Below are 24,020 nucleotides of genomic sequence, written 5' to 3'. Positions count from 1 at the left end.
TTCGTGGAGCGTCCGCCCAATGTCGATCTGGTGGTGCGGGCCTGCCAGAACCGGCGCATAGCGGCAGCGCAAGACGAGCCGGGCTTGCTGTTCGACCTTATCGACGCTCAGCCCGAGCAGGGCCGCGTTACGGTGACCATCCCGGCGGCACCTGGACGCAAAGCGCGCGCGGCCACTTTGGCCATACGTTTTGCCCTGGTGATACTGCGCCGGCCGTGCAACGGAGCCGATCCGGCCCTGCCGGAGACCGTCAGCGTAACACTGGTCGATGTCCGCGAAGTCTCACAGCCGGAGGATGGCAGCGAACCGGTCCATTGGCGGCTGCTGACCACCCACGGTGTCGCCACGCTGACCGATGCGCGCCGGATCGTCGATCTCTACCGCACGCGCTGGATTATTGAGGAGTTCTTCCGCACGCTCAAGTCGGCCGGTTTCGATATTGAAGCGGCCGACTTAGGTGATCCGCATGCCATGATCAACTTCGTCGCCGCAGCCACGATCGCCGCCGTCACCATCAAGCAGTTGGTCCAAGCTCGCGACGGTAACACCGACCAGCTTCTCAGTGATGCTTTCGATCCGGACGATCAACCTATTATCGAGGCCATATCGGCCAAGCTCGAAGGCAAGACCGAGCGGCAACGCAATCCCTATCCCATAGGAACTCTAGCCTTCGCCGCCTGGGTCATCGCCCGCCTGGGCGGCTGGACCGGCTACTACGGCAAGCCCGGCCCAAAGGTCATGCGCATCGGCCTCGCCGAGTTCAACGCCATCAAAGTCGGGACCACTCTCAAGCTTCTCGATGTGTGAATCCGATAGGTATAGTGACGGGGAGAGGAAAGCTATCCCCGGCCCGGCACCACCAGCACCTTGACCTCGCCCGGCGCCGGGGGGTTGGCGATCACCGCCGGAGCCTCCTCGAGGGTGACCTGCCTGGAGATCAGCCGGTCGATCTCGATCGCGCCTGATGCGATGAGTTCAGCCGCCCGGCCGTGGGTGTAGGGGTTGAGGAAGGAGCCCAGAACCTTCAATTCCCGGAACAAGAGGTCGAAGGGCTCGAACGCCACCTTCATGCCTTGCGGCACCACGCCGACGATGACCACCGTACCGCCGGCGCGCGCGATCCGCATCGACTGCTCGACGGTGTCGCGCACGCCCGCGCATTCGAACACAACGTCGACGCCGCCGGGAACCAATCCCGCTGGCCCCGCCACGGCATCGATCACATCGCCGGCGCCCGGATCGACCGTCGCCGTCGCACCGAGTTCCCGGGCAAGCGCGCGCCGCGACGCTTGCCTTGTCGACAGGATGATGGTGGTGGCCCCGGCAAGCCGCGCCAGTTGCACGGTGAGCAGGCCGATGACGCCGCCGCCGAGCACGGCCACCGAAGCGCCGGGTTTGATCGCTGCGAGATCGACGCCGTGCAGGCAGCAAGCGAGCGGCTCGCAGAACGCGCCATGCATCGGCTTCAGATCCGCGGGAAGGACAAAAGCCTGCTTCTGGGGCATCACCACATAGTCGGCAAAGCCGCCGTCGCGGTGGATGCCGATGGCGGTGAGATTGCTGCACAGATTGACGCGACCGGCATGGCAGTGGCCGCAGCGTCCGCAGGCAATGTTGGGATCGCCGGTGACGCGGTCGCCAACCAAGAATCCGGACACACCGGAGCCGACCGCCTCGACGATGCCGGAGAATTCGTGTCCGGGCGTCACTGGCGGCCTGCTTGGGAATTCGCCGTGGAAAAGATGCCGGTCGGTGCCGCAGACGCCGCAGGCCTCGATCCGCACCAGGAGGTCGTCGTTGCCGGGAACAGGTTTGTCGACCTCGCGCAACGAGATGCTGCCCACTGCTTCCAGCCGCACCGCTCTCATGGCGTAGTCCCCGTCAATTGAAGCTTGGCGGTTGCGACAGGTCCGGCGCGGGTGCAGCCGGCTTGGCAGGCGGCGCATCGCCGAAGCTCGGCGGCTGCGACAGGTCTGGCGTGCCGGGCGAGGCCGGGGCAGTACCGCCATTGGCGGGCGCGTTGCCACCTTCCGGTGCACCGAGCGGTGACATGCCGGGTACACCCGGCACTGTGTAGTCGATCGTGCCGGAATCGACCGCCGTGCCCTTGTAGCGCATCACCATTTGCGGGAAGGCGATGGTCAGCCCGATCATGATCACCTGGATGCAGACGAACGGCACCGCGCCCCAATAGATCTGGCCTGTTGTCACCGGCGCGATCTGCTTGCCGGTCAGGCGGTCGAGATAGGGCACGCGGGCGGCGACCGAGCGCAGGTAGAACAGCGCGAAGCCGAAGGGCGGATGCATGAAGCTGGTCTGCATGTTGACGCCCAGCAGCACGCCGAACCAGATCAGGTCGATACCGAGCTTGTCGGCGGCAGGCGCCAGCAGCGGCACGATGATGAAGGCCAGTTCGAAAAAATCGAGGAAGAAGGCGAGGAAGAAGACGAGAATGTTGACGCCGATCAGGAAGCCGACTTCGCCGCCCGGCAGCGAGGTCAGCAGGTGCTCGACCCAGATCTGGCCGTTGACGCCGTAGAAGGTGAGCGAGAAGACACGCGCGCCGATCAGGATGAACAGCACGAAGGACGACAGCCGCGTCGTCGAGGCAAGCGCCTGCTTGATGACGTCGAGCGACAGCCGGCCCTTCATCGCCGCCATCGCCAGCGCGCCGACCGCGCCCATGGCGCCGCCCTCTGTCGGGGTGGCGATGCCGAGGAAGATGGTGCCGAGCACCAGGAAGATCAGCGCCAGCGGCGGGATCAGCACGATGACGACCTGCTGCGCCAGCCTGGACATCATGTTGATGTTCAGGCTGCGATCGAGGATCGCGACGATGTAGATGAAGACGACGCCGATGGTCGCGCCGAGAATGTCGGCATTGTCGCCATGGGCGGGCACCAGATAGCGGTAGGCCGCATAGGCTATCGCCACGGCCGCGATCAAGGCGACCAGCAAGGACATCACGCCATGGCCAAGCGTGCGCGCCTCGAGCGGCAGCGCCGGCATCGACTTTGGCCGGACGATTGACATGATCACGATGTAGAGCGTGTAAAGGCCGGTCAGCACCAGGCCGGGGATCAGGGCGCCGGCATACATGTCGCCGACCGAGCGGCCGAGCTGGTCGGCGAGAACGATCAGCACCAGCGACGGGGGAATGATCTGCGCAAGGGTGCCCGATGCCGCGATGACGCCGGACGCCACCCGGCGGTCATAACCATAGCGCAGCATGATCGGCAGCGAAATCAGTCCCATGGCGATGACGGACGCCGCCACCACGCCGGTGGTAGCGGCCAGCAGTGCGCCGACGAAGATCACCGCGTAGGCGAGGCCGCCGCGGATCGGTCCGAACAGCTGGCCGATCGTGTCGAGCAGGTCCTCGGCCATGCCGGATCGCTCGAGCACGATGCCCATGAAGGTGAAGAACGGAATGGCCAGCAGCGTGTCGTTCGACATCACCCGGCTGCCGTAGAAATTGTCCGGCAATGCATAGAGCAGCGGCCAGGCGAGATTGATCGCGCCGCCGGAATAGGGCGTCAAAAGCACGCCGATGAAGAAGAACATCAGCCCGTTGGCTGCCAGCGAAAAGGCGACGGGATAGCCGATCAGCATGAACAGGATCAGCGAGGCGAACATGATCGGCGCCATGTTCTGGGCGATGAACTCCATCACGAACGCACCTCTTCGGCCAGCGCCTTGGCTTCGAGTTCGGCCTGTTCATGCACGGAAATGAACGGGTTGGGATCATCCATGTCGCCGCGCATGATGGCGATCTTCTTGATGATCTCGGAAATGCCCTGCAGCGCCAGCAGGAAAAAGCCGACCAGCAGGATCGCCTTGGCCGGCCACACGATCAGGCCGCCGGCATTGGTCGACATCTCGCCGCTCTGGAAGGACAGCGACACATAGGGCACGAAATAGATGACCATCAGCATCACGAACGGCATCAGGAAGAAGAGGTGGCCGAAAAGGTCGATCCAGTGCTGCACGCGGCGGGAAAACAGGCCGTAGACGATGTCGATGCGGATATGCTCGTTCTGCTTCAGCGTATAGGCGGACGCCAGCATGAAGGCGGCGCCGAACAGATACCATTGCAGCTCCAGCCAGGCATTGGACGAGGTGTCGAACACCTTGCGGATGACGGCGTTGGCCGCACTCACCAGGATCGCCAGCAGGATCAGCCAAGATACCGATTTGCCGATGAATTCGTTGGCGCGATCAATGGCCCTGGATAGAGCGAGCAGCCCTGCCATGCATTCCTCCCTGATGCGGTGACGCGCGATCCCCCTTTTCTCGTCGCGCCGCCTGGCCCAACCGTATGCAGTGCGTGGTCCGGTTGGTCAACACGGGCAGAGAGAAAGCAGGCCGGTGGCGCATGCGGCACGGTGGAAAACCACGGCCTGACGGCACGTCATGCAACCAAAGTTGGATGGGCTCAGACCGCCTTGCCGGTGTCGCGGCCGGCGCCGATCAGGATCAGCATGGCCACCAGGAACAGATACATCCAAGCATCGCGCCATTCGATCGGGAAATAGCCGGCCCACAGTGATTCGGCCATGCCGAACGCGGCGGCACCCAGCGCGGCCCGTGGCGGCGAGAGATAACCGCCGACCGCCGTCACGAACAGGATCTTCAGCCCATAGACGAGGCCGGAACCGAAGCTAACATTGCCGTAGTAGAGACTGGCCATGACGCCGGCCAGCGCGGCGCACAGGCCGCCGAACAGAACGGCACGCCGGAATACGACGCGCACGTCGACGCCGCACAGGGCGGCGGCCCTTGGATCGTCGCAGACCGCGCGCCAGCACCGGCCGAAATTTGAACGGGCAAACACCCATGTGGCGAGCGCCACCGCCGCCAGGACCACCGCGCAGTCGAGCACCTGGATCAGCGTCAGCGTCGCCTTGAAGCCGGGGCTTTCGGCGAAAACGATCGGCTCGGCCAGCATTGGCGGCAGCCACAGATCATGTGTGTCGGCGGCGATGCGGCTCGCTTCCGACAGGACGAGCAGGATGCCGAGCGTCGTCACCACGATGGCATTGGGCGAGCGGTCGGCCAACGGCTCGAAGACGCTGCGCGACAGGACATGGCTGATGAGCGCGGCATAGAGCAACGCGGCGACGACGCCGAACAGCACCGAAGCCAACAGCGTCAGCCACAGCACCTGGTAGGCAAAGGCGACGCTCAGGATCATTGCCTGGCCGCAGAAGGCGAACAGCGCGCCATAGGCAAGGTTGGTGCGGTGCAGGATGCCGTTGGTCAGCACATAGCCGAAGGCGAGCAGCGCATAGAGCGCGCCCGAATGCAGCCCGTTCAGCACCTGCTGGAAGAAATAGAGCATGCTCAACAACACCAGACGCATCTCGCCCAAGCGCGAAGCGGTTTGGGGCGACGGAATGCTCGAGACAATGGGGACCATACCGTACGCACCGGAGGTTTGCATCGCCGAATCTAACTTGTCAAATGCGATTTATCGGTTAGATTTCGGGAATGACGGTTGCCTGGACTCCTCATCGCTTCACCGGCGGGCTGCTCGCGCTCGACACCGCCAACACCGTCGTGTTGCGCTGCGATCCCGAACGCACATTCGACCGCTTCGCCGATCCGGCCGAAATCGCCCGTTTCGCCGACGCAGCCAGCGGCTTTCGTGCCGCCGAGCTTGGCGATCGGCGGCTGGCGGTGTCCTCGCCGGCGGCAATCGCGCCCGTCGTGCTGTCGATCCGCGAAGCGACCGACCGGCTGTTTCGCGGCACGGTGTCGAAGGGCGCGATTGCCACGGCGGATTTGCCTGAATTCCTGAGAGCCTGCGCCGACGGCCTGGCCGACAGCGGGACCGAGATCGGCGTGACGGGACCGCCGTTCGGGGATCCCGGGACGCCGATCGCCTTCGAGGCGGCGCTGGCGGTTTCAGCCCTTTCACTACTACGCAACGACACGGTCGCGAGGCTCAGGATCTGTCCCAACTGCACCTGGCTGTTCGTCGACAGAAGCCGCAATTCCAGCCGCCTTTGGTGCGACATGGCGGTGTGCGGCAACAGGCAGAAGGCGAGCCGTCACTATCGCCGCCGCAGGGCGGCCAATGAGGTCAGGAATGCCTAGACGTCTTTCCCGCTCGATCATTCTTGGCGTGGCGCTGGTTGCGGCGATCGCGCTGGGCGCCTGCCGAGATACCGGCGGCGAAGGCAAGCTGTTCGAGGTCTCCGGCAAGATATTCGTCTTCAATTACCGTCTCGCCCGGGCGACCTATGTCGTGACACTGCGGCCCTTGCGGCCGATGGGAGAGGGCCAGGTCGTGGTCGCCAGTTTCCAGAACCCCGCCGGTGGTGATCCCATCGTGGTCGAGCAGAAGGTCTGGCCCAAGCTCGACAAGGTGAGCCTGGAGAGCCCGGCGCTGACCTGCATCGTCAAGAACAAGCCCTATGCCATCGCAATCAGCATCAAGGGCGCCGACGGTGCCGTCCTGCAGACCATCGACACCACGCTGATGTCGACGGAAGACCAGTCGATCCTGCCCGACCGGCCGCTGGTCATCGACCAGCTCTATACGGCCAATCCCGATCTCGTCGGCCATCCCGACGGCAAGCTGCCCGGCGAGCCGAAGCCGGATTGCTCGAAAGCCGGCTGACGCTCTCAGACAGAATCGATTTCGACTGGAATTTTCGTGCGCCGTCGCCCTGTCGGCGCACTGTTTCATGCGCGGTCCAAGGCCCGATGGACCTTTTGTTGCGCGTCGCCTGGTCCCTTCGATTTTGTTTGACCTGCCTTGCAAGGGGAGAAAGGATACGTCATCCGATCCCGACGTTGGCTGCTGCCCCGCGCGGCCTTCGCAGAGGAAATGCCTGATGACGCTGCACGATGTCGCGCTCGACGACAAGTTCGATCTCGGAAAGGAGCGCATCTTCCTGTCCGGCGCGCAGGCGGTCATCCGCATGCTGCTGATGCAGCGCGAGCGCGACCGCCGCGCTGGCTTGAACACGGCAGGCTTCGTCTCCGGCTATCGCGGCTCGCCGCTCGGCGGTCTCGACATGCAGCTGTGGAAGGCGAAGAAGCAGCTCGCGGGGGCCGACATCGTCTTCCAGCCCGGCCTCAACGAGGAGCTTGCCGCCACCGCCTGCTGGGGGTCGCAGCAGACGGAGCTGCTCGGCGAGGGCACCCATGACGGCGTCTTTTCGGTCTGGTACGGCAAGGGGCCGGGGGTCGATCGTTCAGGCGATGTGTTCCGCCACGCCAATCTCGCCGGTTCGTCGAAGCATGGCGGCGTGCTTGCGCTCATGGGCGACGACCATATGGCCGAATCCTCGACCAATGCCCACGCCACCGAATTCCTCTTCGTCGACACCATGGTGCCGATCCTCAACCCGGCCGGTGTCCAGGAGATCATCGACTACGGCCTGTACGGCTTTGCCATGTCGCGCTTCGCCGGCACCTGGGCGGCGATCAAATGCGTCAAGGACAACATCGAATCGACAGCCTCGGTCGATGCCTCGCTCGAGCGGCTGAACATCGTCGTCCCCGAGTTCGACATGCCGGCTGGCGGCCTCAACATCCGCCACGAGATCGATATGCTCGGCCAGGAAGAGCGGCTGCATGAGCACAAGCGCGCAGCCGCCTCCGCCTTCATCCATGCCAACGGGCTGAACAAAATCGTCTATCCGGGCGGCCGCAATCCCAAGCTCGGCATCATCACGCTGGGCAAGAGCTATCTCGACGTCCGCCAGGCGCTGGAGGACATCGGCATCGACGAGGCGGCCGCCAACCGTATCGGCGTCAGGCTGTTCAAGGTCGGCTGCCCCTGGCCGCTCGATCTGCAGCACATCGCCGAATTCGCTCGCGGTCTCGACACCATCGTCGTCGTCGAGGAGAAACGCTCGCTGATCGAGGTGCAGCTACGCGAGAGCCTTTATGGCACCGTCTCGCAGCCGGTCATTGTCGGCAAGAAGGACGAGCGCGGCGACTGGCTGTTCCCGGCCAAGGGCGCGCTCGACCCCAACGAGATCGCCATTGCGCTTGGCGAGAGGATCGTGAAGACCATCGGCCCGTCCGAAGAGATCTCGGCAAGGGTCGCGAAGCTACGCCAGTTCCAGGCGATGCTGGCCGATGCCACAGACATCGGCTCGCGCACGCCCTTCTTCTGTTCGGGCTGTCCGCACAATTCCTCGACCAAGGTGCCGGACGGCTCGATCGCCGCCGCCGGCATAGGCTGCCATTTCATGGCACTCTGGATGGACCGCAACACGCTCGGCTTTACCGCCATGGGAGGCGAGGGCGCGCAATGGGTGGGCCAGGCGCCGTTCTCGAAGCGCGACCATATCTTCCAGAATCTCGGCGACGGCACCTACAACCATTCCGGCACGCTGGCCATCCGCTTCGCCCTGTCGAGCGAAGCCAACATCACCTACAAGATACTCTACAACGACGCCGTCGCCATGACCGGCGGCCAGCCGCATGAGGGCGGCCTGACGGTGGACATGATCGCCAGACAGGTGCGCGCCGAAGGCGTCGACCGCATCGCCATCGTGACCGACGAGCCCGGCAAATATGCAGGGAAGGCCGAATTCCCCACCGGCGCCACCATCCATCATCGCGACGACCTCGACCTCGTCCAGCGCGAGCTGCGCGACGTCAAGGGCGTGTCGATCCTGCTCTACGACCAGACCTGCGCCGCCGAAAAGCGCCGCCGCCGCAAGCGCGGCACCTTTCCCGATCCCGACAAGCGGGTCTTCATCAACGAGCTGGTCTGCGAAGGCTGCGGCGATTGCGGCGTGCAGTCGAACTGCGTCTCGATCCAGCCGGTCGAAACCGAATTCGGCCGCAAGCGCAAGATCGACCAGTCAAGCTGCAACAAGGATTTCTCCTGCGTCAACGGTTTCTGTCCGTCCTTTGTCACCGTGCACGGTGCCAAGATCCGCAAGGCCGAGGGCCTGGCCGGCAGGACCGATCCGCTTGAAGGCGTGCCGGCCCCAGCCCAATTCCCGCTGGGCGTCGAGGGCTGGGCGGCGATCATCGACGGCGTCGGCGGCACCGGCGTCGTCACCATCGGCGCCGTGCTCGGCATGGCGGCGCATCTGGAGGACAAGGGCTGCGGCATGATCGACATGGCCGGCCTGGCCCAGAAGGGCGGCTCGGTGTTCACCCATGTCCGCATCGCCCGCACACCGGAAGACATCAATGCCATCCGCGTTTCGGCTGGCAAAGCCGACCTCGTGCTCGGCTGCGATCTCGTCGTGTCGGGCGCCAAGAAGGTGCTGACGGCTGTCCGCGAGGGCCATACGATCTTCCTCGCCAACACCGCCGAGATCATGCCGGGCGAATTTGCCCGCTCGGCCGATTTCTCGCTGCCGATAGAGCGCCTGAAGAAGGCGATCCGTGCCGCCGCCGGCGACGACAAGGCGCATTTCTTCGACGCCACCCGCACCGCCACCGCCCTGTTCGGCAATTCGCTTGGTGCCAACATGTTCATGCTCGGCTTTGCCTTCCAGCACGGCGGCCTGCCGCTCTCGGCCGAAGCCGTTGAAAAGGCTATCGAATTGAACGGCGAAGCGGTGGCGATGAACATCGCCGCCTTCCGCTGGGGCCGTCGCGCGGCACACCAGCCGGATTTCGTGCGCGGCCTCGTCGCCAAGCCGGGCTTCGCCGACAAGGCGGGACTGGCCGCGCCGGTCGCCGAGACTCTCGACGAGATCGTCGCCCGCCGTGTCGCCTTCCTCGCCGCCTATCAGAATGCTGCTTACGGCAAGCGCTACGCCGACAGGATTTCGACGCTGCGAGCGGCGGAAACGAAGGCCTTGCCGGGTTCGACCGCCGTGACCGAGGCCGCCGCCAGGAGCCTGTTCAAGCTGATGGCGATCAAGGACGAATACGAGGTGGCGCGGCTCTACACCGACGGCTCCTTCGCCGCCGAGCTCGGCAAGCAGTTCCAGAGCTACGAGAAACTCGAATTCCATCTCGCGCCGCCAATCATGGGGCGCCACGGCAATGACGGCAAACCGAGGAAATCGAGTTTCGGTCCGTGGATGATGAAGGGTTTTCGCCTGCTGGCGGCGATGAAGGCCCTGCGCGGCACCGCTTTCGACCTGTTCGGCTACACCGCCGAGCGGCGCATGGAGCGGCAATTGCTGGCGCAGTACGAGGCTGATCTGCAGCTTGTCGCCAGCGCGCTCGCGCCGGGCAAGATCGAGGCCGCGACAGCCCTGGTCTCGGTCCCGGCGCTGATCCGCGGCTATGGCCATGTCCGCCAGGCCAGCGCCGAAATGGCGGCGGGCGAGCGCCGCAGGTTGCTCGACCGCTTTGCGGCGGCGTCGGCAAGCCCCAAACTCCAAGCCGCCGAGTGAGCCGAAAAACGCCCGAAAATCAGGCGTTTCAGCCCAAGCTAAAGGTTTTTTAATGCGACTATGCCAAGGCTGGGGCTCATTGGGCGCCAGTAATGGGCAGAACAAAAACCGATAACATCCCTGTGGATGTTTATATCCAGTTTGTGCGCTCGTTGTTCGACAACGCGCATATGCTGGTCATCGGCGCGCTCTGCCATGCCGTCATCAGCCTCATGGTCTACTGGCGCAACGGGCAGCCCATCTTCCTGGTTCTCGCCGGCGCGCTGCTGGGCATCGGCGTCTGGCGCTACTTCAGCCTGCGGCGCTTCCACCGCTCGGGCGCCGAGATGCGCGACGCCGCCGATGCGACCAGATGGGAGCGCGAATACATCCTGAAGGGCAGCCTCCAAGGCTTGTTGCTGGGCCTCTTCTGCTTCATTTCCATCTATGTCTATTCGGATTCCTATGCCGAGATCGGCGCGCTGTCGGTAACGCTGTCCTCGCTGGTGACGGTCGTCGGCCGAAACTACGGCTCGCCGCGCATGGTCATGATCTTCGCGGTCACCTTCGTCGGGCCGATCGCCGCCGCCCTCATCCTCAGGTTCGACATTCCTTATGTCGTGCTGGGCCTGCTGATCATCCCCTTCATGTTCATCATCAAGGGCAGCGCAGACCACGTCCGCAACGTGCTGTTTTCGGCCGTCGTCGGACACAAGCAGGCAAGGCAGATCGCGCAGCGCTTCAATCGCGCCTTGAACACCATGTCGCATGGGCTGGTCATGCTCGGCCCCGATGGCAAGGTGGTCGTCGGCAACGCCGAAGCCGCCCGCCTGATGTCGCTCAAATCGCCCGACCAGTTGCTCGGGCGCTCGATCCATTCGCTGCTCCTGCGCGGCGTTGCCGGCGGCATGCTGGCACCGAAGGACTGCCGCTATGTCGAGGCGCAGCTGACGCGTGCCTTGCGCGAGGGACGCGACCGCAAGGTGCTGGTTTCCTTTTCCAACGGCCAGCACTTCGAATTCTCGGCGCGCGAGGGCAACCAGGAATTGGGCGTCATCACCTTCGAGGATGTCACGGCGCGCGTCGAAGCGGAGGAAAAGATCCGGTTCATGGCGCGCTACGACAACCTCACCGGCCTTCCGAACCGCGCCTATTTCCACGAACTGGTCGGCGAGGCGATGGCTTCCGGCGACCGCGATCGCCTGTGCGGCCTGGCCGTGATCGACCTCGACGATTTCAAGAGCGTCAACGACACGCTCGGCCATCCCGTCGGCGACGGCCTGATCTACGCGGTCGCCGAGCGGCTGGCGGGGATAGCCGGCCAGGGCCTTACCGTCAGCCGCTTCGGTGGCGACGAATTCATGCTGTTCTTCGACCGCATCGAGGACGAAAGCCACCTGGCGAGCCTGCTCGACCGGATTTTCGCCGAGCTGCAGGGGGAGGTCGACGTCGCGGGCCATGGGTTGCGAATCCAGGCCAGCGCGGGTGCCGTGCTGTCCAAGGTTGGCGGAACCGATGTCGACGCCATGATCGTCAAGGCGGACCTTGCGCTCTACAAGGCCAAGGAACTCGGCAAGAACGGTTGGCGGCTGTTCGAGGCGGCGATGGATGCGGCGTTCCGTAACCGCCAGCTGATGAAGGCGGATCTGCGCAGCGCCGTGGAAAGCAAGGACCTGCGGGTCGTTTACCAGCCGATCGTGGCGATGAACACCATGCGCATCGCCAGCTGCGAGGCGCTTTGCCGCTGGGACCATCCCGATCTCGGGCCGATCTCGCCCGGCATCTTCATTCCGCTGGCCGAGGAAATGGGCATCATTTCCGAGATCAGCACCTTCGTGCTGCACGCGGCTTGCACCGAATGCGCCAAATGGCCTGACCAGACCAGCGTCTCGGTCAACCTCTCGGCCAGGGATTTCCGCAACCGCGACGTCATCCAGAAGGTCCGCGACGCGCTGGCGAACTCGGGTCTGGCCGCCGGCCGCCTGGAGATCGAAGTCACCGAAACCGCGCTGCTCGACGACAAGTCCCTGACGCGCCAATATATCGAGGAATTGAAGCAGCTTGGCGTACGCATCGCCCTCGACGATTTCGGCACCGGCTATTCAAGCCTGAGCTATCTGCACAAGCTGCCTCTCGACAAGATCAAGATCGACCGGTCTTTCGTGATGGACGTCACCCAGAATCCGCGTTCGCTCGAGCTGTTGAAGGGCGTCGTCGACCTGACCCGCATCCTGGGGCTCACCGTGACCATCGAAGGCGTGGAGACGTTCGAGCAGCTCAAGGTCCTCATGCATTCGGTGAAGCCGGATCTTGTACAGGGCTTCCTTTTCGGTGCCGCGCTCAGCGCGTCTGGCATCGAAACCATGTCCAATGTGACCTGGCCCTTCGCCGCCGAATTGCGGCCGGTCAAGAAGCGCGCCACCCCCTGACATCGTTCTGAATCAATCCTCTAGGCCATCGCTCCCCCCGTTCGCGCGGTTTACGATTTGTTAACGTTAATTTAGGGTAAACGCGAAAGCTCGCAATTTCGCTTCTGGTTCTCTGAGCGCTTCGCTATTGTCCTTTTGCGGCGTACGAGGACCAAATGGAAAACAAGTTGTTGGGTACACCCCTGGCGGCGGCCACGGGCAGGGACAAGAATCGCCCCTCGGTGTTTTCAGATCACATCATGGATGTTCTGGAGCACGTCGAGTATCGCCTTTGCGATGGCGCTGAGGATTTGGAAGCGATCTACAGGCTTCGCTACAATTCCTATCTTCACGCCGGCATGGTCAAATCAGATGCTTCCCACATGGTGAAGGACAGCTTCGACGATCTGCCCAATTCTTACCGCTTTGGCGTCTTCTTCGACGGCACGCTCGTCAGCACCATCAGAATCCACTACGCCAGCGCGCGGTATCCTGTTTCACCCAGCACCGATGTTTTCGGCGACGTGCTGTCGCGGCGCTTGGCTTCCGGCGAGACGTTCGTCGACCCGAGCCGGTTCGCAGCCGATCTCGAATGGTCGAGCAGTCTGCGGGTGCTGCCTTATATCACGCTGAGGCTGGCGGTGGTCGCCTGCAGCCATTTCAAACCGACCTATTGCCTTACGGCGATCAAGGAAGAGCATTCGGCGTTCTATCATCGCATCTTCCGCTCCGAGCAGGCGGTGCCGCCGCGGAACTATCCCGGCCTTACCGTTCCCGTTCATCTGTTCCAGTCGAAATGCTCCGAGAACATGCAGGCGACGCTGGACCGTTTCCCGTTCTTCAATTCCACGGCGTTCGAGCAGCGTATGCTTTTCCAACGCCCCAAGCGGGGCGAGTTGGCGCCGCTGACCATTCTGCCCACGGCCAAATACTTCGAGGCGGCCTGATATCACGCGGTTTTGAATCGGCTGGGTGGCAGCTTCGGCGGAGCTTTCCTGGCGCGCCGGCGTTGTGAAGGGCGGCAAGCCCGTCTGCATCGCAACAGCCAGAGGAAGACCAAGGCATGACCATTTCCACCCTCGCACTGACCCCGCTCATTTCGCTGATCGCGGGCGTGCTGATCCTCGTGATGCCACGGCTCTTGAACTACATCGTCGCGCTCTATCTGATCGTCGTCGGTTTGATCGGGCTTTTCCCGCATCTTGTCCGCTAAAGCAGGCGAACAGGACTGGCCTGGCGGAGCGGCTCCGCAACCGGCGCTCCGCTTTCAATTTTCCCTTGAGGCAGTTGTCGGCTGCGATGCGGCAATAGCGCCATTGCTCTGCGCCCAGCTTTTCGGTATGTGCCTGAAAGATGTCTTCGAAGGGGTATTCCTATGGCTGAGCACACGCCGACTGGTCCTGTAGAGCTGGGCGCGAAGATGGACTATGCCGAGCATGACCGTACCTATGCGGGCTTCCTGGCGCTGGCCAAATATGGCTCGCTCTTCTGCGGCGCGCTCCTTCTGGCGATGGCTTTCGGCTTCTTCGCGGGCGGCTTCTTCTCGGCGACCATCCTGTTCGTGCTCATTCTGGCCGTCGGCGCCTTCATTCTGCGATAGACCTTCCAAACCCTCTTGCGGTTGACGTAGCCGGACATCCCGGTCGACACTTCGCGCAGACAGGTTCCAGCCGAAAGGATCATGCGGTGGGACAGACGGTTTTCATCCCTCGTGAGCTCGATGCGAACGAGCCGCGTGTCGCGGCCTCGCCCGATACGGTGAAGCGGCTGGCGGGCCTGGGTTTCGACGCGATCGTCGAAACCGGCGCCGGCACCCGTTCGCGTATCCCCGACGAGGACTTCGCCAAGGCGGGTGCCGCCATCGGCAAGGCCTCTGACGCCGCGAAGGCCGACGTCGTGCTGAAGGTTCGGCGGCCAACGGACGCTGAACTGAAAAGCTATAAATCCGGCGCCGCGGTGGTCGCCATCATGGACCCCTATGGCAACGATGCCGCTGTCGCGGCGCTTGCCAAGGCCGGCGTCACCGCCTTCTCGATGGAGTTCATGCCGCGCATCACCCGGGCGCAATCGATGGACGTCCTGTCCAGCCAGGCCAATCTTGCCGGCTACCAGGCGGTGATCGACGGCGCCTCGGAATATGACCGCGCTCTGCCGATGATGATGACCGCCGCCGGCACCGTTCCCGCCGCGAAGGTCTTCATCATGGGCGTCGGCGTCGCCGGCCTGCAGGCCATCGCCACCGCACGCCGCCTCGGTGCCGTCGTCACCGCCACCGACGTTCGTCCCGCCGCCAAGGAACAGGTCGCCTCGCTTGGCGCGAAATTCCTGGCGGTAGAGGATGAGGAGTTCAAGGCGGCCGAGACCGCTGGCGGCTACGCCAAGGAAATGTCCAAGGAATACCAGGCCAAGCAGGCCGCGCTCACCGCCGAGCACATCGCCAAGCAGGACATCGTCATCACCACGGCGCTGATCCCCGGCCGGCCGGCGCCGAAGCTGGTCTCGGCGGCGATGGTCGCCTCGATGAAGCCGGGCTCGGTGCTCGTCGATCTCGCCGTCGAGCGCGGCGGCAATGTCGAGGGTGCCGAAGCCGGCAAGATCGTCACCACCGCCAACAATGTGAAGATCGTCGGCCATCTCAACGTGCCCGGCCGCGTCGCGGCATCGGCCTCGCTGCTTTATGCCAGAAACCTGTTCGCGTTCCTCGAGACGCTGGTCGACAAGACCACCAAGACGCTCGCCATCAACCGCGATGACGATCTGGTCAAGGCGACGATGCTGACCGACGGCGGCAAGGTGGTCCACCCCGCCTTCGCCAAGCCCGACCAGCAGCCCTATGTCGAGCCGGCCGCGATCCCGGCGACGACCATGGTCGCCGATGCTTCGGCAGCGTCCAAGAAGTCCGCGCCCAGGAAGACCGCCGCATCCAAGTCGCCCGCGCCTAAGTCGAAAGGGACCGCGTGATGGATCAGACCTTGCAGAAAGCCCTCGACCAACTCGACCAGGCAAGCGCCGCCGTCCGGCTCGCGGTGCAGAACCTGGCCAATGCCCCGGGCGGTGCCGACGCGGCGGGTGATGCCGCGCATGCGCTGTCGGGTGGCGCCATCGATCCCTTCGTCTTCCGCTTCGCCATTTTCGTGCTGGCGATCTTCGTCGGCTATTATGTCGTCTGGTCGGTGACCCCCGCACTGCACACGCCGCTGATGGCCGTCACCAACGCCATCTCGTCCGTCATCGTCGTTGGCGCGCTGCTGGCCGTCGGCATCGCGGCCTCTGGCGTTGCCGCAGGTTTCGGCTTCGTCGCGCTGATGCTGGTTTCGGTCAACATCTTCGGCGGCTTCCTCGTCACCCAGCGCATGCTGGCCATGTACAAGAAGAAGGACAAGTAGAGCGCCATGAACGCCAACTTCGCGTCCTTCCTCTATCTGGTTTCCGGCGTCCTGTTCATCATGGCGCTGCGCGGCCTGTCGCATCCGACGACCAGCCGCCAGGGCAATCTCTACGGCATGATCGGCATGGGCATTGCGATCGCCACCACGCTCGCGCTGGCGACCCCGTCGGCGGGGCGCTTCGGCCTGATCGTCCTCGGTCTCGCCATCGGCGGTGGCGTCGGCGCCGTCACCGCGCGCCGCATCGCCATGACCTCGATGCCGCAACTGGTTGCTGCTTTCCACTCGTTGGTCGGCCTTGCCGCCGTCATGGTGGCTGCCGCGGCCATCTACGCGCCCGAAAGCTTCGGCATCGGCACCGATGGCGACATCCACGCCCAGGCCCTGGTCGAGATGAGCCTCGGCGTCGCCATCGGCGCCATCACCTTCACCGGCTCGGTCATCGCCTTCCTCAAGCTCGATGGCCGCATGTCCGGCAAGCCGATCATGATCGGCGGCCGCCACTTCATCAACGCCGCGCTCGGCATCGCCCTGATCGTGCTGATCGTGCTCCTGGTCACCACGGAATCGAAGCTGGTCTTCTGGCTGATCGTCGCCGCCTCGCTGGTGCTCGGCATCCTCCTGATCATCCCGATCGGCGGCGCCGACATGCCGGTCGTCGTCTCGATGCTGAATTCCTACTCGGGCTGGGCAGCGGCGGCCCTTGGCTTCACACTCGGCAATCTGGCGCTGATCATCACCGGCGCGCTGGTCGGCTCGTCGGGCGCCATCCTGTCCTACATCATGTGCAAGGGCATGAACCGCTCGTTCATCTCGGTCATCCTCGGCGGCTTCGGCGGCGAGACCGCGGCTGCCGCTGACGACGGCATCGAGCGCACGGTCAAGCAGGGCTCGGCCGACGACGCCGCCTATCTGATGATGAACGCGCAGAAGGTCATCATCGTGCCGGGCTACGGCATGGCGGTCGCCCAGGCGCAGCACGCGCTGCGCGAAATGGCCGACAAGCTCAAGGCCAATGGCGTCGACGTCAAATACGCCATCCACCCCGTCGCCGGCCGCATGCCTGGCCACATGAACGTGCTGCTCGCGGAAGCCAATGTGCCTTACGACGAGGTTTTCGAACTCGAGGACATCAACTCGGAGTTCGCGCAGGCCGATGTCGCCTATGTCATCGGCGCCAACGACGTCACCAACCCGTCCGCGCGCGACGACAAATCCTCGCCGATCTACGGCATGCCGATCCTCGACGTCGACAAGGCGCGCACCTGCCTGTTCGTCAAGCGCTCGCTCGGCTCCGGCTATGCCGGCATCGACAACACGCTGTTCTACAAGGACGGCACCATGATGCTGCTCGGCGACGCCAAGAAGATGACCGAGGAAATCGTCAAGGCGATGGACCACTGACCCGGCCAAGCTAAATCGTCGAATAGCCGATCTTAACCGTCAAATAGAAAGAGCCCGGTCGATGCCGGGCTCTTTGGCTTTGGGTGTGCTGCTTCAACCGTGGGTCAGGAAGACCGCTTCCTCTTCATCGCGCTGCCTGCCGCCGAGAGCCGCGGCCGCACTGGCGATGAAGGCGCCGATAACCAGCGACAGGGCACCGAGAAGGGCAAAAGTGGCGCTTGCCTTGCGGGCAGTGTCGGCAGCCTGCTTGGCCTTGACTTTCGCATCCTGCGCCTTCGCCAGTACCGCGTCGACACGCGTCTTGGCATCAGCCTCGGAAAGACCGGTTCGCGCGGCGACCAACTGCGCGAGATAGGTCTTGTCTTCCGCGGAGACCTCGCCCGCGACGGCACCGGCGATCAGGATGCGCGAGGCCTGCCCGGCCGCGGCGGCTTCGTCGTTTGGATTGGCTGCTGTGAGCTTGCTCGGATCGGCCGGACGGAACAGCGAGTCAACCAGATAGGATGTCGCATTGTCGGCCGATGCGCCGCTGGCATTGGCGGAAGCGCCAGCCGACGCGCCCATGGCGGCTCCCGAAGCGACGGTGGACGCGGCCTGCACGCCTGAACCGATTGCCGCCGAAAGCGCCGAGCCAAGTATTCCCGCCACCAGAAGCGTGGCCAATGCCCAGGCGAGAAAGCCATGGGCGGTGTCGCGGAAATAGACCTCGTCGGTGTGAATGCCGACCCATTTGGTGCGCAGGCGTCCCGCGAGATAGCCGCCGACGCCAGAGGACAGCCATTGTACGATGACCAGCCAGATCGCGGTCGAAACCGCGAAGGTAGTTACCGATGCGCCCGAGCCCGACCATGGCGAAACCATGCTCAAGCCAAGCCCCGAGCCGAGCAGCATGAGGATGAACGTCAATGTCGAGGCCGCGAAGGCGCCGGCAATGATCGGTCCCCAGCTGACAGCCGTGGAGGACGATTCCGTCGAAGCGGAGACGTCGACAGCCGATAGGGTGGACTGCATGGAAGCCCCCTACCGTACGAACAGCATGATGAGAATGATGATCGGAATCGGAATGCCGAGCAACCAGAGCAATATGCCGCGTCCCATGAAAGCCTCCTTGTGAAAAATTGTGATCGATGTTGTCACAATGTCCCGGAAGGCCTTCTGTTCCAGTGGCTTATGAAATGTTTCTCGGCGCCGGAATGAATATTGACGCTCGTAGCGCGCCAATATTCGAAGACAAGAACAGGTCTTAAATATCGAGATTGGCGACCGACAGCGCGTTGTCCTGGATGAATTCGCGCCTCGGCTCGACCTCGTCGCCCATCAGCCGTGAGAACAGGCTGTCGGCATCGGTCGCGTCGTTGACCTTGACCTGCAGCAGTGAGCGTACATTCGGGTCGAGCGTGGTTTCCCAGAGCTGCTCGGCATTCATCTCGCCGAGACCCTTGTAGCGCTGCATGGTGAGCCCCTTGCGGCCGGTCGCGAAGACGGCGTTGAGCAGCGCCAGCGGGCCCGAGACGGTTTCGGACACATCCTTGCGGCGCAGCACCGGCGGCGTACCGTAGACCTCGCTGAGGCGCTGCGCGTAACGGTCGAGCTGGCGCGCGTCGGCCGAATTGATCAGCCCCATGTCGAGATGGGCGTATTCCTTGACGCTGCGCACGGTGCGCTCGAAGACATAGCCGCCGCTGCCGTCATTCGAGGTCGACATGCGGCCCGTCCAGCCGCGCTCGGTATCCTCGGCGATGATGTCGAGGCGTTGTGCGATCCGTTCCGCCATGGCGTTGGCGCCGCCAAGATCGCTGAAGACCTCGGGATTGAGCCCGCCGGCGATGGCGGCCTGCTCGACGACGTTGCGGTTGTAGCGCGTGTGCAGCCCGTTGATGAGCTGGCGCACCGCCAGGGCATCATCGACGGCGGCGTGGAGATCCTGTCCGGTCCGGACTTCCCCCGAGCCAAGCGTCAGGGAAGCCTCCTCCAACCCCGAATCGATCAGGAACGCTTCGAAGGCGCTCTCATTCTTGATGTATTGCGAGCTCTTGCCGCGCGTCACCTTATAGAGCGGCGGTTGGGCGATGTAGAGATGGCCGCGCTCGATCAGCTCCGGCATCTGCCGGAAGAAGAAGGTCAGCAGCAAGGTCCTGATGTGGGCGCCGTCGACGTCGGCGTCGGTCATCAGGATGATCTTGTGGTAGCGCAGCTTGTCGGCGTTGAATTCATCCTTGCCGATCGAGGTGCCGAGCGCGGTGATCAGCGTGCCGATCATGTCGGACGAGAGCATGCGGTCGAAGCGGGCCCGCTCGACATTGAGGATCTTGCCGCGCAGGGGAAGGATCGCCTGGTTCTGGCGCGAACGGCCGCCCTTGGCGGAGCCGCCGGCCGAGTCGCCCTCGACGATGAAGATTTCCGATTTCGCCGGGTCGCGTTCCTGGCAGTCGGCCAGCTTGCCGGGCAGCGAGGTGACGCCGAGCGAGGTCTTGCGGGTGATGTCGCGCGCCTTGCGCGCGGCTTCGCGCGCCGCTGCCGCCTGGATCACCTTGTCGACGACCACCTTGCCCTCGGACGGATGCTCTTCGAGCCAGGTGCCGAGCGCTTCGTTGACCAGCCCTTCGACCACTGGGCGGACTTCCGAGGAGACCAGCTTGTCCTTGGTCTGCGAGGAGAATTTCGGGTCGGGAACCTTGACCGACAGCACCGCCGTCAGGCCCTCGCGGCAATCGTCGCCGATCAGCGCGACCTTTTCCTTCTTGGTCAGGCCCGAGGATTCGCCGTAGCCGGTGATCTGCCGGGTCAGCGCGCCGCGAAAACCGGCCAGATGGGTGCCGCCATCGCGCTGGGGGATGTTGTTGGTGAACGCCAGCACGTTCTCGTGGTAGCTGTCGTTCCACCACATCGCCACTTCGACGGTGATGCCGTCGCGCTCGGCCCGGATGGAAATCGGCTTCTCGATCAGCGGCTTTTTCACCCGGTCGAGATATTTCACGAACTCTTCCAGGCCCCCGTCATAGTGCAGTTCATGCCTCACGACGTCGGCATGACGGGCGTCCGTCAGCACGATGCGCACGCCGGAGTTCAGGAAGGCGAGCTCGCGCAGCCGGTGCTCCAGCGTGCCGAAGTCGAACTCGACCATGGTGAAGGTCTCGGCGGACGGAAAGAAGGTGATCTCGCTGCCGCTGCGGCCTTCATTGGTACCCGGGCGCTTGTCCTGCTCGTAGCTGCCGGTCGCCTTCAGCGGCGCGTCGGCATCGCCATGGGTGAAACTCATTTCGAAGATCTGGCCGTTGCGGCGGATCTTGAGCTTCAGCCAGGCCGACAGCGCGTTGACCACCGAGACGCCGACGCCGTGCAGGCCGCCGGATACCTTGTAGGAATTCTGGTCGAATTTACCGCCGGCATGCAGCTGCGTCATGATCACTTCCGCCGCCGATATGCCCTCGCTGGAGTGAATATCGGTGGGAATGCCGCGGCCATTGTCGGTGACCGTCACCGAACCATCGGGATTGAGCGTCACCGAAACCAGGTCGGCATGGCCTGCCAGCGCCTCGTCGATGGCGTTGTCGACCACCTCGTAAACCATGTGATGCAGGCCCGAGCCGTCATCGGTGTCGCCGATATACATGCCAGGCCGTTTGCGGACAGCATCCAACCCCTTCAAAACCTTGATGGAATCGGCGCCGTATTCGGCTTCAGCGCCGTTGGTGTTCTCGGTCTGGTCGCTCATGAAAACCTGTTGTCTAGATGCCGCTTTTACAGCGCGAAAAATCGGCCCCGAATCGCGCTTCTGATATCGTCTAGATATAGGCGCTAAAGGCGGTTTTTCCAAGGTTTGCAGGCATTTCCCGGGAGATTGAGCCGGCTGTCCATGACGGTCCGTCGCCGGCCGCTATTTGGCCTTCGCCAGGCGGTCCCTTAGAAACTTGATCATGAACTTGTATCGCGGTGCCAGCCGCCCGCTCCGGTCGAGTTCCAGCGTCATGTCGAGCGCCTGGGAAAGCACCGCCTTGGGGTTCTTGGCGACCTGTGCGTAATCGATCATGGCTACCACCAGATCGCGCTGCCAGGTGGCGTTCCCGGGATCGGAACTGGCCAGCCGCTGCCGGATGCCGAGACTATCTTCGAACGCCTGACGCGCGCCCTTGATGTCGCGTTCCTTGATCCGCAGCATGCCGATCTCCGAGAGCGTGATCGACAGGTCGCGCTGCCAGTCCGAATTGGCCGGATCGAGCTTGGCCAGCCTGTCGGCGATGGCGAAGCTGTCGAGATAGATCTTGAGCGCTCCCTTGCGGTCGCCCTGGATGGCGAGCACGCCCGCGACCTTCTCCAGGCTGACCGACAGGTCGCGCTGCCAGTCGCTGTTGTCGGGATCGCTGTCGGCCAGCGCCTGCGCCTGAGACAGCGCCTTCCGGTAGGCCGAAAGGGCCGCCGGCCAGTTCTCCTGATCGCTGAGGGCGTTGCCGATCTTGGCGTTGCCGACCGACAGATCGCGTTTCAGTTCCGTATTGTCGGGATCGCGGCCTGCCAGCCCCTCGACGATCGCAAGCCCCTCCTGGTAGGCGGCGAGCGCGCCGGCGGGATCGTCGCGCTCGCGCTTGAGGTCGCCGATCGTGTCGTGGCTCACCGACACGTCGCGCTGCCGCTCCGCGTCGTCGGGCGCCTTGGCGGCCAGCGCAAGGCGGATCCGCAGGCTCTCGTCATAGGCTGTCTGCGCATCGTCCAATCGGCCGGAGGTACGGGCAAGGTTGGCGACCTCGTCATAGGCGATGGTCAGGTCGCGCTGCAGGTCGACGCGCTCCGGCTCGTTGGCGGCCAGCTGTTGCTTGACGTCGAGGCTCTCCTGATAGGCGCGCGCGGCGCCGGCCAGGTCGCCTTGTGTCGTCAGCACGTTGCCGATCTTGTCGTCGGCGCTGGCAAGATCGCCGAACCAGTTCAGGCGGTGGCGTTCGGCCACCACAAGGTCCCTCAGCATGGAGCGCGCCGTCTCGTAGTTCCGCAGCGCCGCCGGCAGGTCGCCCAGCGCCACCTTGATGTTGGCGAGCTTGGTGTGACTGACCGCGAGGTCGCGCTGCACGCTGGGGTCGCTCTCCCGCCTGACGCGCTGCTCCAGATTGGCTTGCAGCGCCTCGTAGGCGCGTCCGGCGGCGGTGATGGCACCCGTGGTGACGTAGAGCTTGCCGAGTTCGTCCAGCGTGCGGATCTGCCGGTCGGCATCGTCCAGCGTGAGCGAGGACTGCCCGGTCTCGCCATAGAGCGACAGCACCGTTTCATAGTCCTTGATGGCTGCGGCGTAGTCGAGATCGGCCCGCGCCGCGCCGCCCGACAGATAGAGCGTCGCCGCCTCCGACATGGTGCGGCGGACGAAATTGGCCTTCAGCGCCTGACGCGAGTCGTTGTCGATACTGGCAGCCTTGGCAAGGATGGCGCGCGCACCGTCGAACGTACCGAGCGACAGCTGTTCCTCGGCCTGCCGGCGCAGTTCCGTCACTTGCGGATCGTCGGAGCCGAGCGTCTTCATCTCGCCGCGCACCTTGACGAAGGCGTCCGCCGCCTCGCGAAGCTTGGCATCGAGGCTTTCCGCCGACAGATGGCTGGTATCGGTGCTGATCAGCGCGCCATAGAGCGGCGCCAGCGGCATGTCGGCATCGCTGGCGATCCGCTCGACCTCGACGCGCATGTCCGGCGTCACGTCGGCCATGGCCAGCAGCAGCCTTTCGCGCTCCGGCAATTGCTCCTTGGCCACGGCGGCGAAGAACAGTTTCGGCAGTCCGCTCTCGACATAGGGCAGTTGCTTGCCGCGGCTGAGGTCGTAGACTTCCTGCTGCACCAGCGTCAGCACCGAGCGGATTTCGAGCCCATCGGTGCCGAGATATTTGGTCAGCGCCGTGGTGAAGGGCGAGTTCTGGCCGCTTCCGTCGGCAGCCGTCTCTCCGGGGGCGGCCGAGAACGCGAACAGGATGTTTTCCGCCCGCCCGACGCGCCCGAGACCAGGCTTGACCTTGTCGGCGACATCCTTGGCCAGGGACGTCGCGCCGCGCCCGTCGCCACCCGTTCCCGAGAAAGGATCGCTGCGGCAGGCATCGAGCACGATCAGCCCGACCTTGGCGGTGGCGGCGACCGCGTCGCGCACCTCCTCCAGTGGCAGGCTGGTCTTGTCCAGTTGATCGAGCGAAGAGGCATCGGCGTCGATCGGCAGCAGCCGGTTGTCGCCCGATATTTCGACGCCATGGCCCGAGAAGTACACCAGCGCCACGTCGGCGCCCTTGGCGTCCTGGCGGAAATCATCCAGCGCGCGGCGCATCCGCCTGAGGTCGCGATTGGTTTCGAGCACCACCTCGAAACCAAGTTTCCTCAGCGCCGTTTCCATCACTTCGCCGTCATGGACGGGGTTGGCAAGCGGCCGAACCAGCCGGTAGTCGTCGTCGGCGATAACCAGCGCCACGCGCCGCTCCGCCACCGCGACAGTGGTGGTCACGAGCATCAGCAGCAAGGCAAACAGCAAACGCAAGTCGAACCGCCCCCGG

Annotated in this window: 18 protein-coding genes; 11 read left to right on the top strand and 7 right to left on the bottom strand. The window is 64.1% G+C overall.

Annotated elements, in window-relative coordinates; translation table 11 throughout:
• Nucleotides 1-807: IS4 family transposase (locus LB564_RS08775; RefSeq protein WP_224536647.1), on the top strand; the 807-nt coding region annotated here is incomplete at its 5' end.
• A 32-nt stretch (nucleotides 808-839) separates the two neighbouring features.
• Here the strand turns inward: LB564_RS08775 and LB564_RS08770 are convergent.
• The 4 genes from LB564_RS08770 to LB564_RS08755 form a co-directional block, all read right to left on the bottom strand.
• Nucleotides 840-1,868, bottom strand: a complete 1,029-nt coding sequence (locus tag LB564_RS08770; protein ID WP_224536645.1) for a zinc-dependent alcohol dehydrogenase family protein — start codon at nucleotides 1,866-1,868, stop codon at nucleotides 840-842.
• Nucleotides 1,869-1,881: 13 nt separating this feature from the next.
• On the bottom strand, nucleotides 1,882-3,669 hold the full coding sequence (locus LB564_RS08765) for a TRAP transporter large permease subunit (RefSeq protein ID WP_224536728.1): 1,788 nt from the start codon (nucleotides 3,667-3,669) through the stop codon (nucleotides 1,882-1,884).
• Nucleotides 3,669-4,253 (bottom strand): TRAP transporter small permease subunit, encoded by a 585-nt coding sequence (locus LB564_RS08760; RefSeq protein ID WP_224536642.1) that lies wholly within the window; start codon nucleotides 4,251-4,253, stop codon nucleotides 3,669-3,671. Before LB564_RS08760 ends, LB564_RS08765 begins: the two co-directional genes overlap by 1 nt.
• 182 nt (nucleotides 4,254-4,435) lie before the next feature.
• On the bottom strand, nucleotides 4,436-5,341 hold the full coding sequence (locus LB564_RS08755) for a branched-chain amino acid ABC transporter permease (protein WP_224536725.1): 906 nt from the start codon (nucleotides 5,339-5,341) through the stop codon (nucleotides 4,436-4,438).
• A gap of 149 nt (nucleotides 5,342-5,490) precedes the next feature.
• Between LB564_RS08755 and LB564_RS08750 the strand changes: the two genes are divergently transcribed.
• The 10 genes from LB564_RS08750 to LB564_RS08705 all read left to right on the top strand — a co-directional run bounded on the left by LB564_RS08750 (nucleotide 5,491) and on the right by LB564_RS08705 (nucleotide 17,508).
• Complete coding sequence (locus tag LB564_RS08750) at nucleotides 5,491-6,099, top strand: CGNR zinc finger domain-containing protein (RefSeq protein ID WP_224536640.1); 609 nt, start codon at nucleotides 5,491-5,493, stop codon at nucleotides 6,097-6,099.
• Nucleotides 6,092-6,625: a hypothetical protein gene (locus LB564_RS08745; protein WP_140702806.1), complete on the top strand. Its 534-nt coding sequence runs from the start codon at nucleotides 6,092-6,094 to the stop codon at nucleotides 6,623-6,625. Before LB564_RS08750 ends, LB564_RS08745 begins: the two co-directional genes overlap by 8 nt.
• A gap of 217 nt (nucleotides 6,626-6,842) precedes the next feature.
• The gene (locus LB564_RS08740) at nucleotides 6,843-10,331 is read left to right on the top strand and encodes an indolepyruvate ferredoxin oxidoreductase family protein (RefSeq protein WP_224536637.1); all 3,489 of its coding nucleotides are present in this window, start codon (nucleotides 6,843-6,845) and stop codon (nucleotides 10,329-10,331) included.
• A 92-nt stretch (nucleotides 10,332-10,423) separates the two neighbouring features.
• Nucleotides 10,424-12,739, top strand: a complete 2,316-nt coding sequence (locus LB564_RS08735; protein ID WP_224536635.1) for a putative bifunctional diguanylate cyclase/phosphodiesterase — start codon at nucleotides 10,424-10,426, stop codon at nucleotides 12,737-12,739.
• 155 nt (nucleotides 12,740-12,894) lie between these two features.
• Entirely contained in the window at nucleotides 12,895-13,665 is a 771-nt protein-coding gene (locus tag LB564_RS08730) for an N-acyl amino acid synthase FeeM domain-containing protein (protein WP_140702802.1), read from the top strand.
• Nucleotides 13,666-13,781: 116 nt separating this feature from the next.
• Nucleotides 13,782-13,931 carry a DUF3096 domain-containing protein gene (locus LB564_RS08725; RefSeq protein ID WP_140702801.1) on the top strand — a complete coding sequence of 50 codons (150 nt, stop codon included), beginning with the start codon at nucleotides 13,782-13,784 and terminating at the stop codon, nucleotides 13,929-13,931.
• 162 nt (nucleotides 13,932-14,093) lie between these two features.
• Nucleotides 14,094-14,318 carry an aa3-type cytochrome c oxidase subunit IV gene (locus LB564_RS08720; RefSeq protein WP_140736014.1) on the top strand — a complete coding sequence of 75 codons (225 nt, stop codon included), beginning with the start codon at nucleotides 14,094-14,096 and terminating at the stop codon, nucleotides 14,316-14,318.
• An 86-nt stretch (nucleotides 14,319-14,404) separates the two neighbouring features.
• On the top strand, nucleotides 14,405-15,679 hold the full coding sequence (locus LB564_RS08715; RefSeq protein ID WP_224536633.1) for a Re/Si-specific NAD(P)(+) transhydrogenase subunit alpha: 1,275 nt from the start codon (nucleotides 14,405-14,407) through the stop codon (nucleotides 15,677-15,679).
• On the top strand, nucleotides 15,679-16,104 hold the full coding sequence (locus LB564_RS08710; RefSeq protein WP_115141977.1) for a proton-translocating transhydrogenase family protein: 426 nt from the start codon (nucleotides 15,679-15,681) through the stop codon (nucleotides 16,102-16,104). Before LB564_RS08715 ends, LB564_RS08710 begins: the two co-directional genes overlap by 1 nt.
• A 6-nt stretch (nucleotides 16,105-16,110) precedes the next feature.
• Nucleotides 16,111-17,508, top strand: a complete 1,398-nt coding sequence (locus tag LB564_RS08705; RefSeq protein ID WP_140702796.1) for an NAD(P)(+) transhydrogenase (Re/Si-specific) subunit beta — start codon at nucleotides 16,111-16,113, stop codon at nucleotides 17,506-17,508.
• 93 nt (nucleotides 17,509-17,601) lie between these two features.
• Here the strand turns inward: LB564_RS08705 and LB564_RS08700 are convergent, their stop codons facing one another.
• The 3 genes from LB564_RS08700 to LB564_RS08690 all read right to left on the bottom strand — a co-directional run bounded on the left by LB564_RS08700 (nucleotide 17,602) and on the right by LB564_RS08690 (nucleotide 24,004).
• Nucleotides 17,602-18,519 carry a hypothetical protein gene (locus LB564_RS08700; protein WP_224536629.1) on the bottom strand — a complete coding sequence of 306 codons (918 nt, stop codon included), beginning with the start codon at nucleotides 18,517-18,519 and terminating at the stop codon, nucleotides 17,602-17,604.
• Between the two features lie 232 nt (nucleotides 18,520-18,751).
• Nucleotides 18,752-21,223 (bottom strand): DNA topoisomerase (ATP-hydrolyzing) subunit B, encoded by a 2,472-nt coding sequence (gene gyrB, locus LB564_RS08695; protein ID WP_224536626.1) that lies wholly within the window; start codon nucleotides 21,221-21,223, stop codon nucleotides 18,752-18,754.
• 162 nt (nucleotides 21,224-21,385) lie between these two features.
• Nucleotides 21,386-24,004 (bottom strand): caspase family protein, encoded by a 2,619-nt coding sequence (locus LB564_RS08690; RefSeq protein WP_224536623.1) that lies wholly within the window; start codon nucleotides 24,002-24,004, stop codon nucleotides 21,386-21,388.
• Nucleotides 24,005-24,020: the final 16 nt, after the last annotated feature.

It is taken from the genome of Mesorhizobium sp. ES1-6 (assembly GCF_020164775.1).
In the GTDB taxonomy this organism is placed as follows: Bacteria; Pseudomonadota; Alphaproteobacteria; order Rhizobiales; family Rhizobiaceae; genus Mesorhizobium.
The sequence above is the reverse complement of the archived record's forward strand: the minus strand, read 5'-3'. Positions and strand labels throughout refer to the sequence as shown.

Excerpts from the sequence above, each read along its gene's own strand:
- LB564_RS08710 (WP_115141977.1), top strand. The coding sequence starts at position 15,679 with ATGGATCAGACCTTGCAGAAAGCCCTCGACCAACTCGACCAGGCAAGC.
- LB564_RS08770 (WP_224536645.1), bottom strand. The coding sequence starts at position 1,868 with ATGAGAGCGGTGCGGCTGGAAGCAGTGGGCAGCATCTCGTTGCGCGAG.
- LB564_RS08720 (WP_140736014.1), top strand. The coding sequence starts at position 14,094 with ATGGCTGAGCACACGCCGACTGGTCCTGTAGAGCTGGGCGCGAAGATG.
- LB564_RS08760 (WP_224536642.1), bottom strand. The coding sequence starts at position 4,253 with ATGGCAGGGCTGCTCGCTCTATCCAGGGCCATTGATCGCGCCAACGAA.
- LB564_RS08750 (WP_224536640.1), top strand. The coding sequence starts at position 5,491 with ATGACGGTTGCCTGGACTCCTCATCGCTTCACCGGCGGGCTGCTCGCG.
- LB564_RS08705 (WP_140702796.1), top strand. The coding sequence starts at position 16,111 with ATGAACGCCAACTTCGCGTCCTTCCTCTATCTGGTTTCCGGCGTCCTG.
- LB564_RS08700 (WP_224536629.1), bottom strand. The coding sequence starts at position 18,519 with ATGCAGTCCACCCTATCGGCTGTCGACGTCTCCGCTTCGACGGAATCG.
- LB564_RS08745 (WP_140702806.1), top strand. The coding sequence starts at position 6,092 with ATGCCTAGACGTCTTTCCCGCTCGATCATTCTTGGCGTGGCGCTGGTT.
- LB564_RS08765 (WP_224536728.1), bottom strand. The coding sequence starts at position 3,669 with ATGGAGTTCATCGCCCAGAACATGGCGCCGATCATGTTCGCCTCGCTG.
- LB564_RS08730 (WP_140702802.1), top strand. The coding sequence starts at position 12,895 with ATGGAAAACAAGTTGTTGGGTACACCCCTGGCGGCGGCCACGGGCAGG.
- gyrB (WP_224536626.1), bottom strand. The coding sequence starts at position 21,223 with ATGAGCGACCAGACCGAGAACACCAACGGCGCTGAAGCCGAATACGGC.
- LB564_RS08725 (WP_140702801.1), top strand. The coding sequence starts at position 13,782 with ATGACCATTTCCACCCTCGCACTGACCCCGCTCATTTCGCTGATCGCG.
- LB564_RS08740 (WP_224536637.1), top strand. The coding sequence starts at position 6,843 with ATGACGCTGCACGATGTCGCGCTCGACGACAAGTTCGATCTCGGAAAG.
- LB564_RS08755 (WP_224536725.1), bottom strand. The coding sequence starts at position 5,341 with ATGCTCTATTTCTTCCAGCAGGTGCTGAACGGGCTGCATTCGGGCGCG.
- LB564_RS08735 (WP_224536635.1), top strand. The coding sequence starts at position 10,424 with ATGGGCAGAACAAAAACCGATAACATCCCTGTGGATGTTTATATCCAG.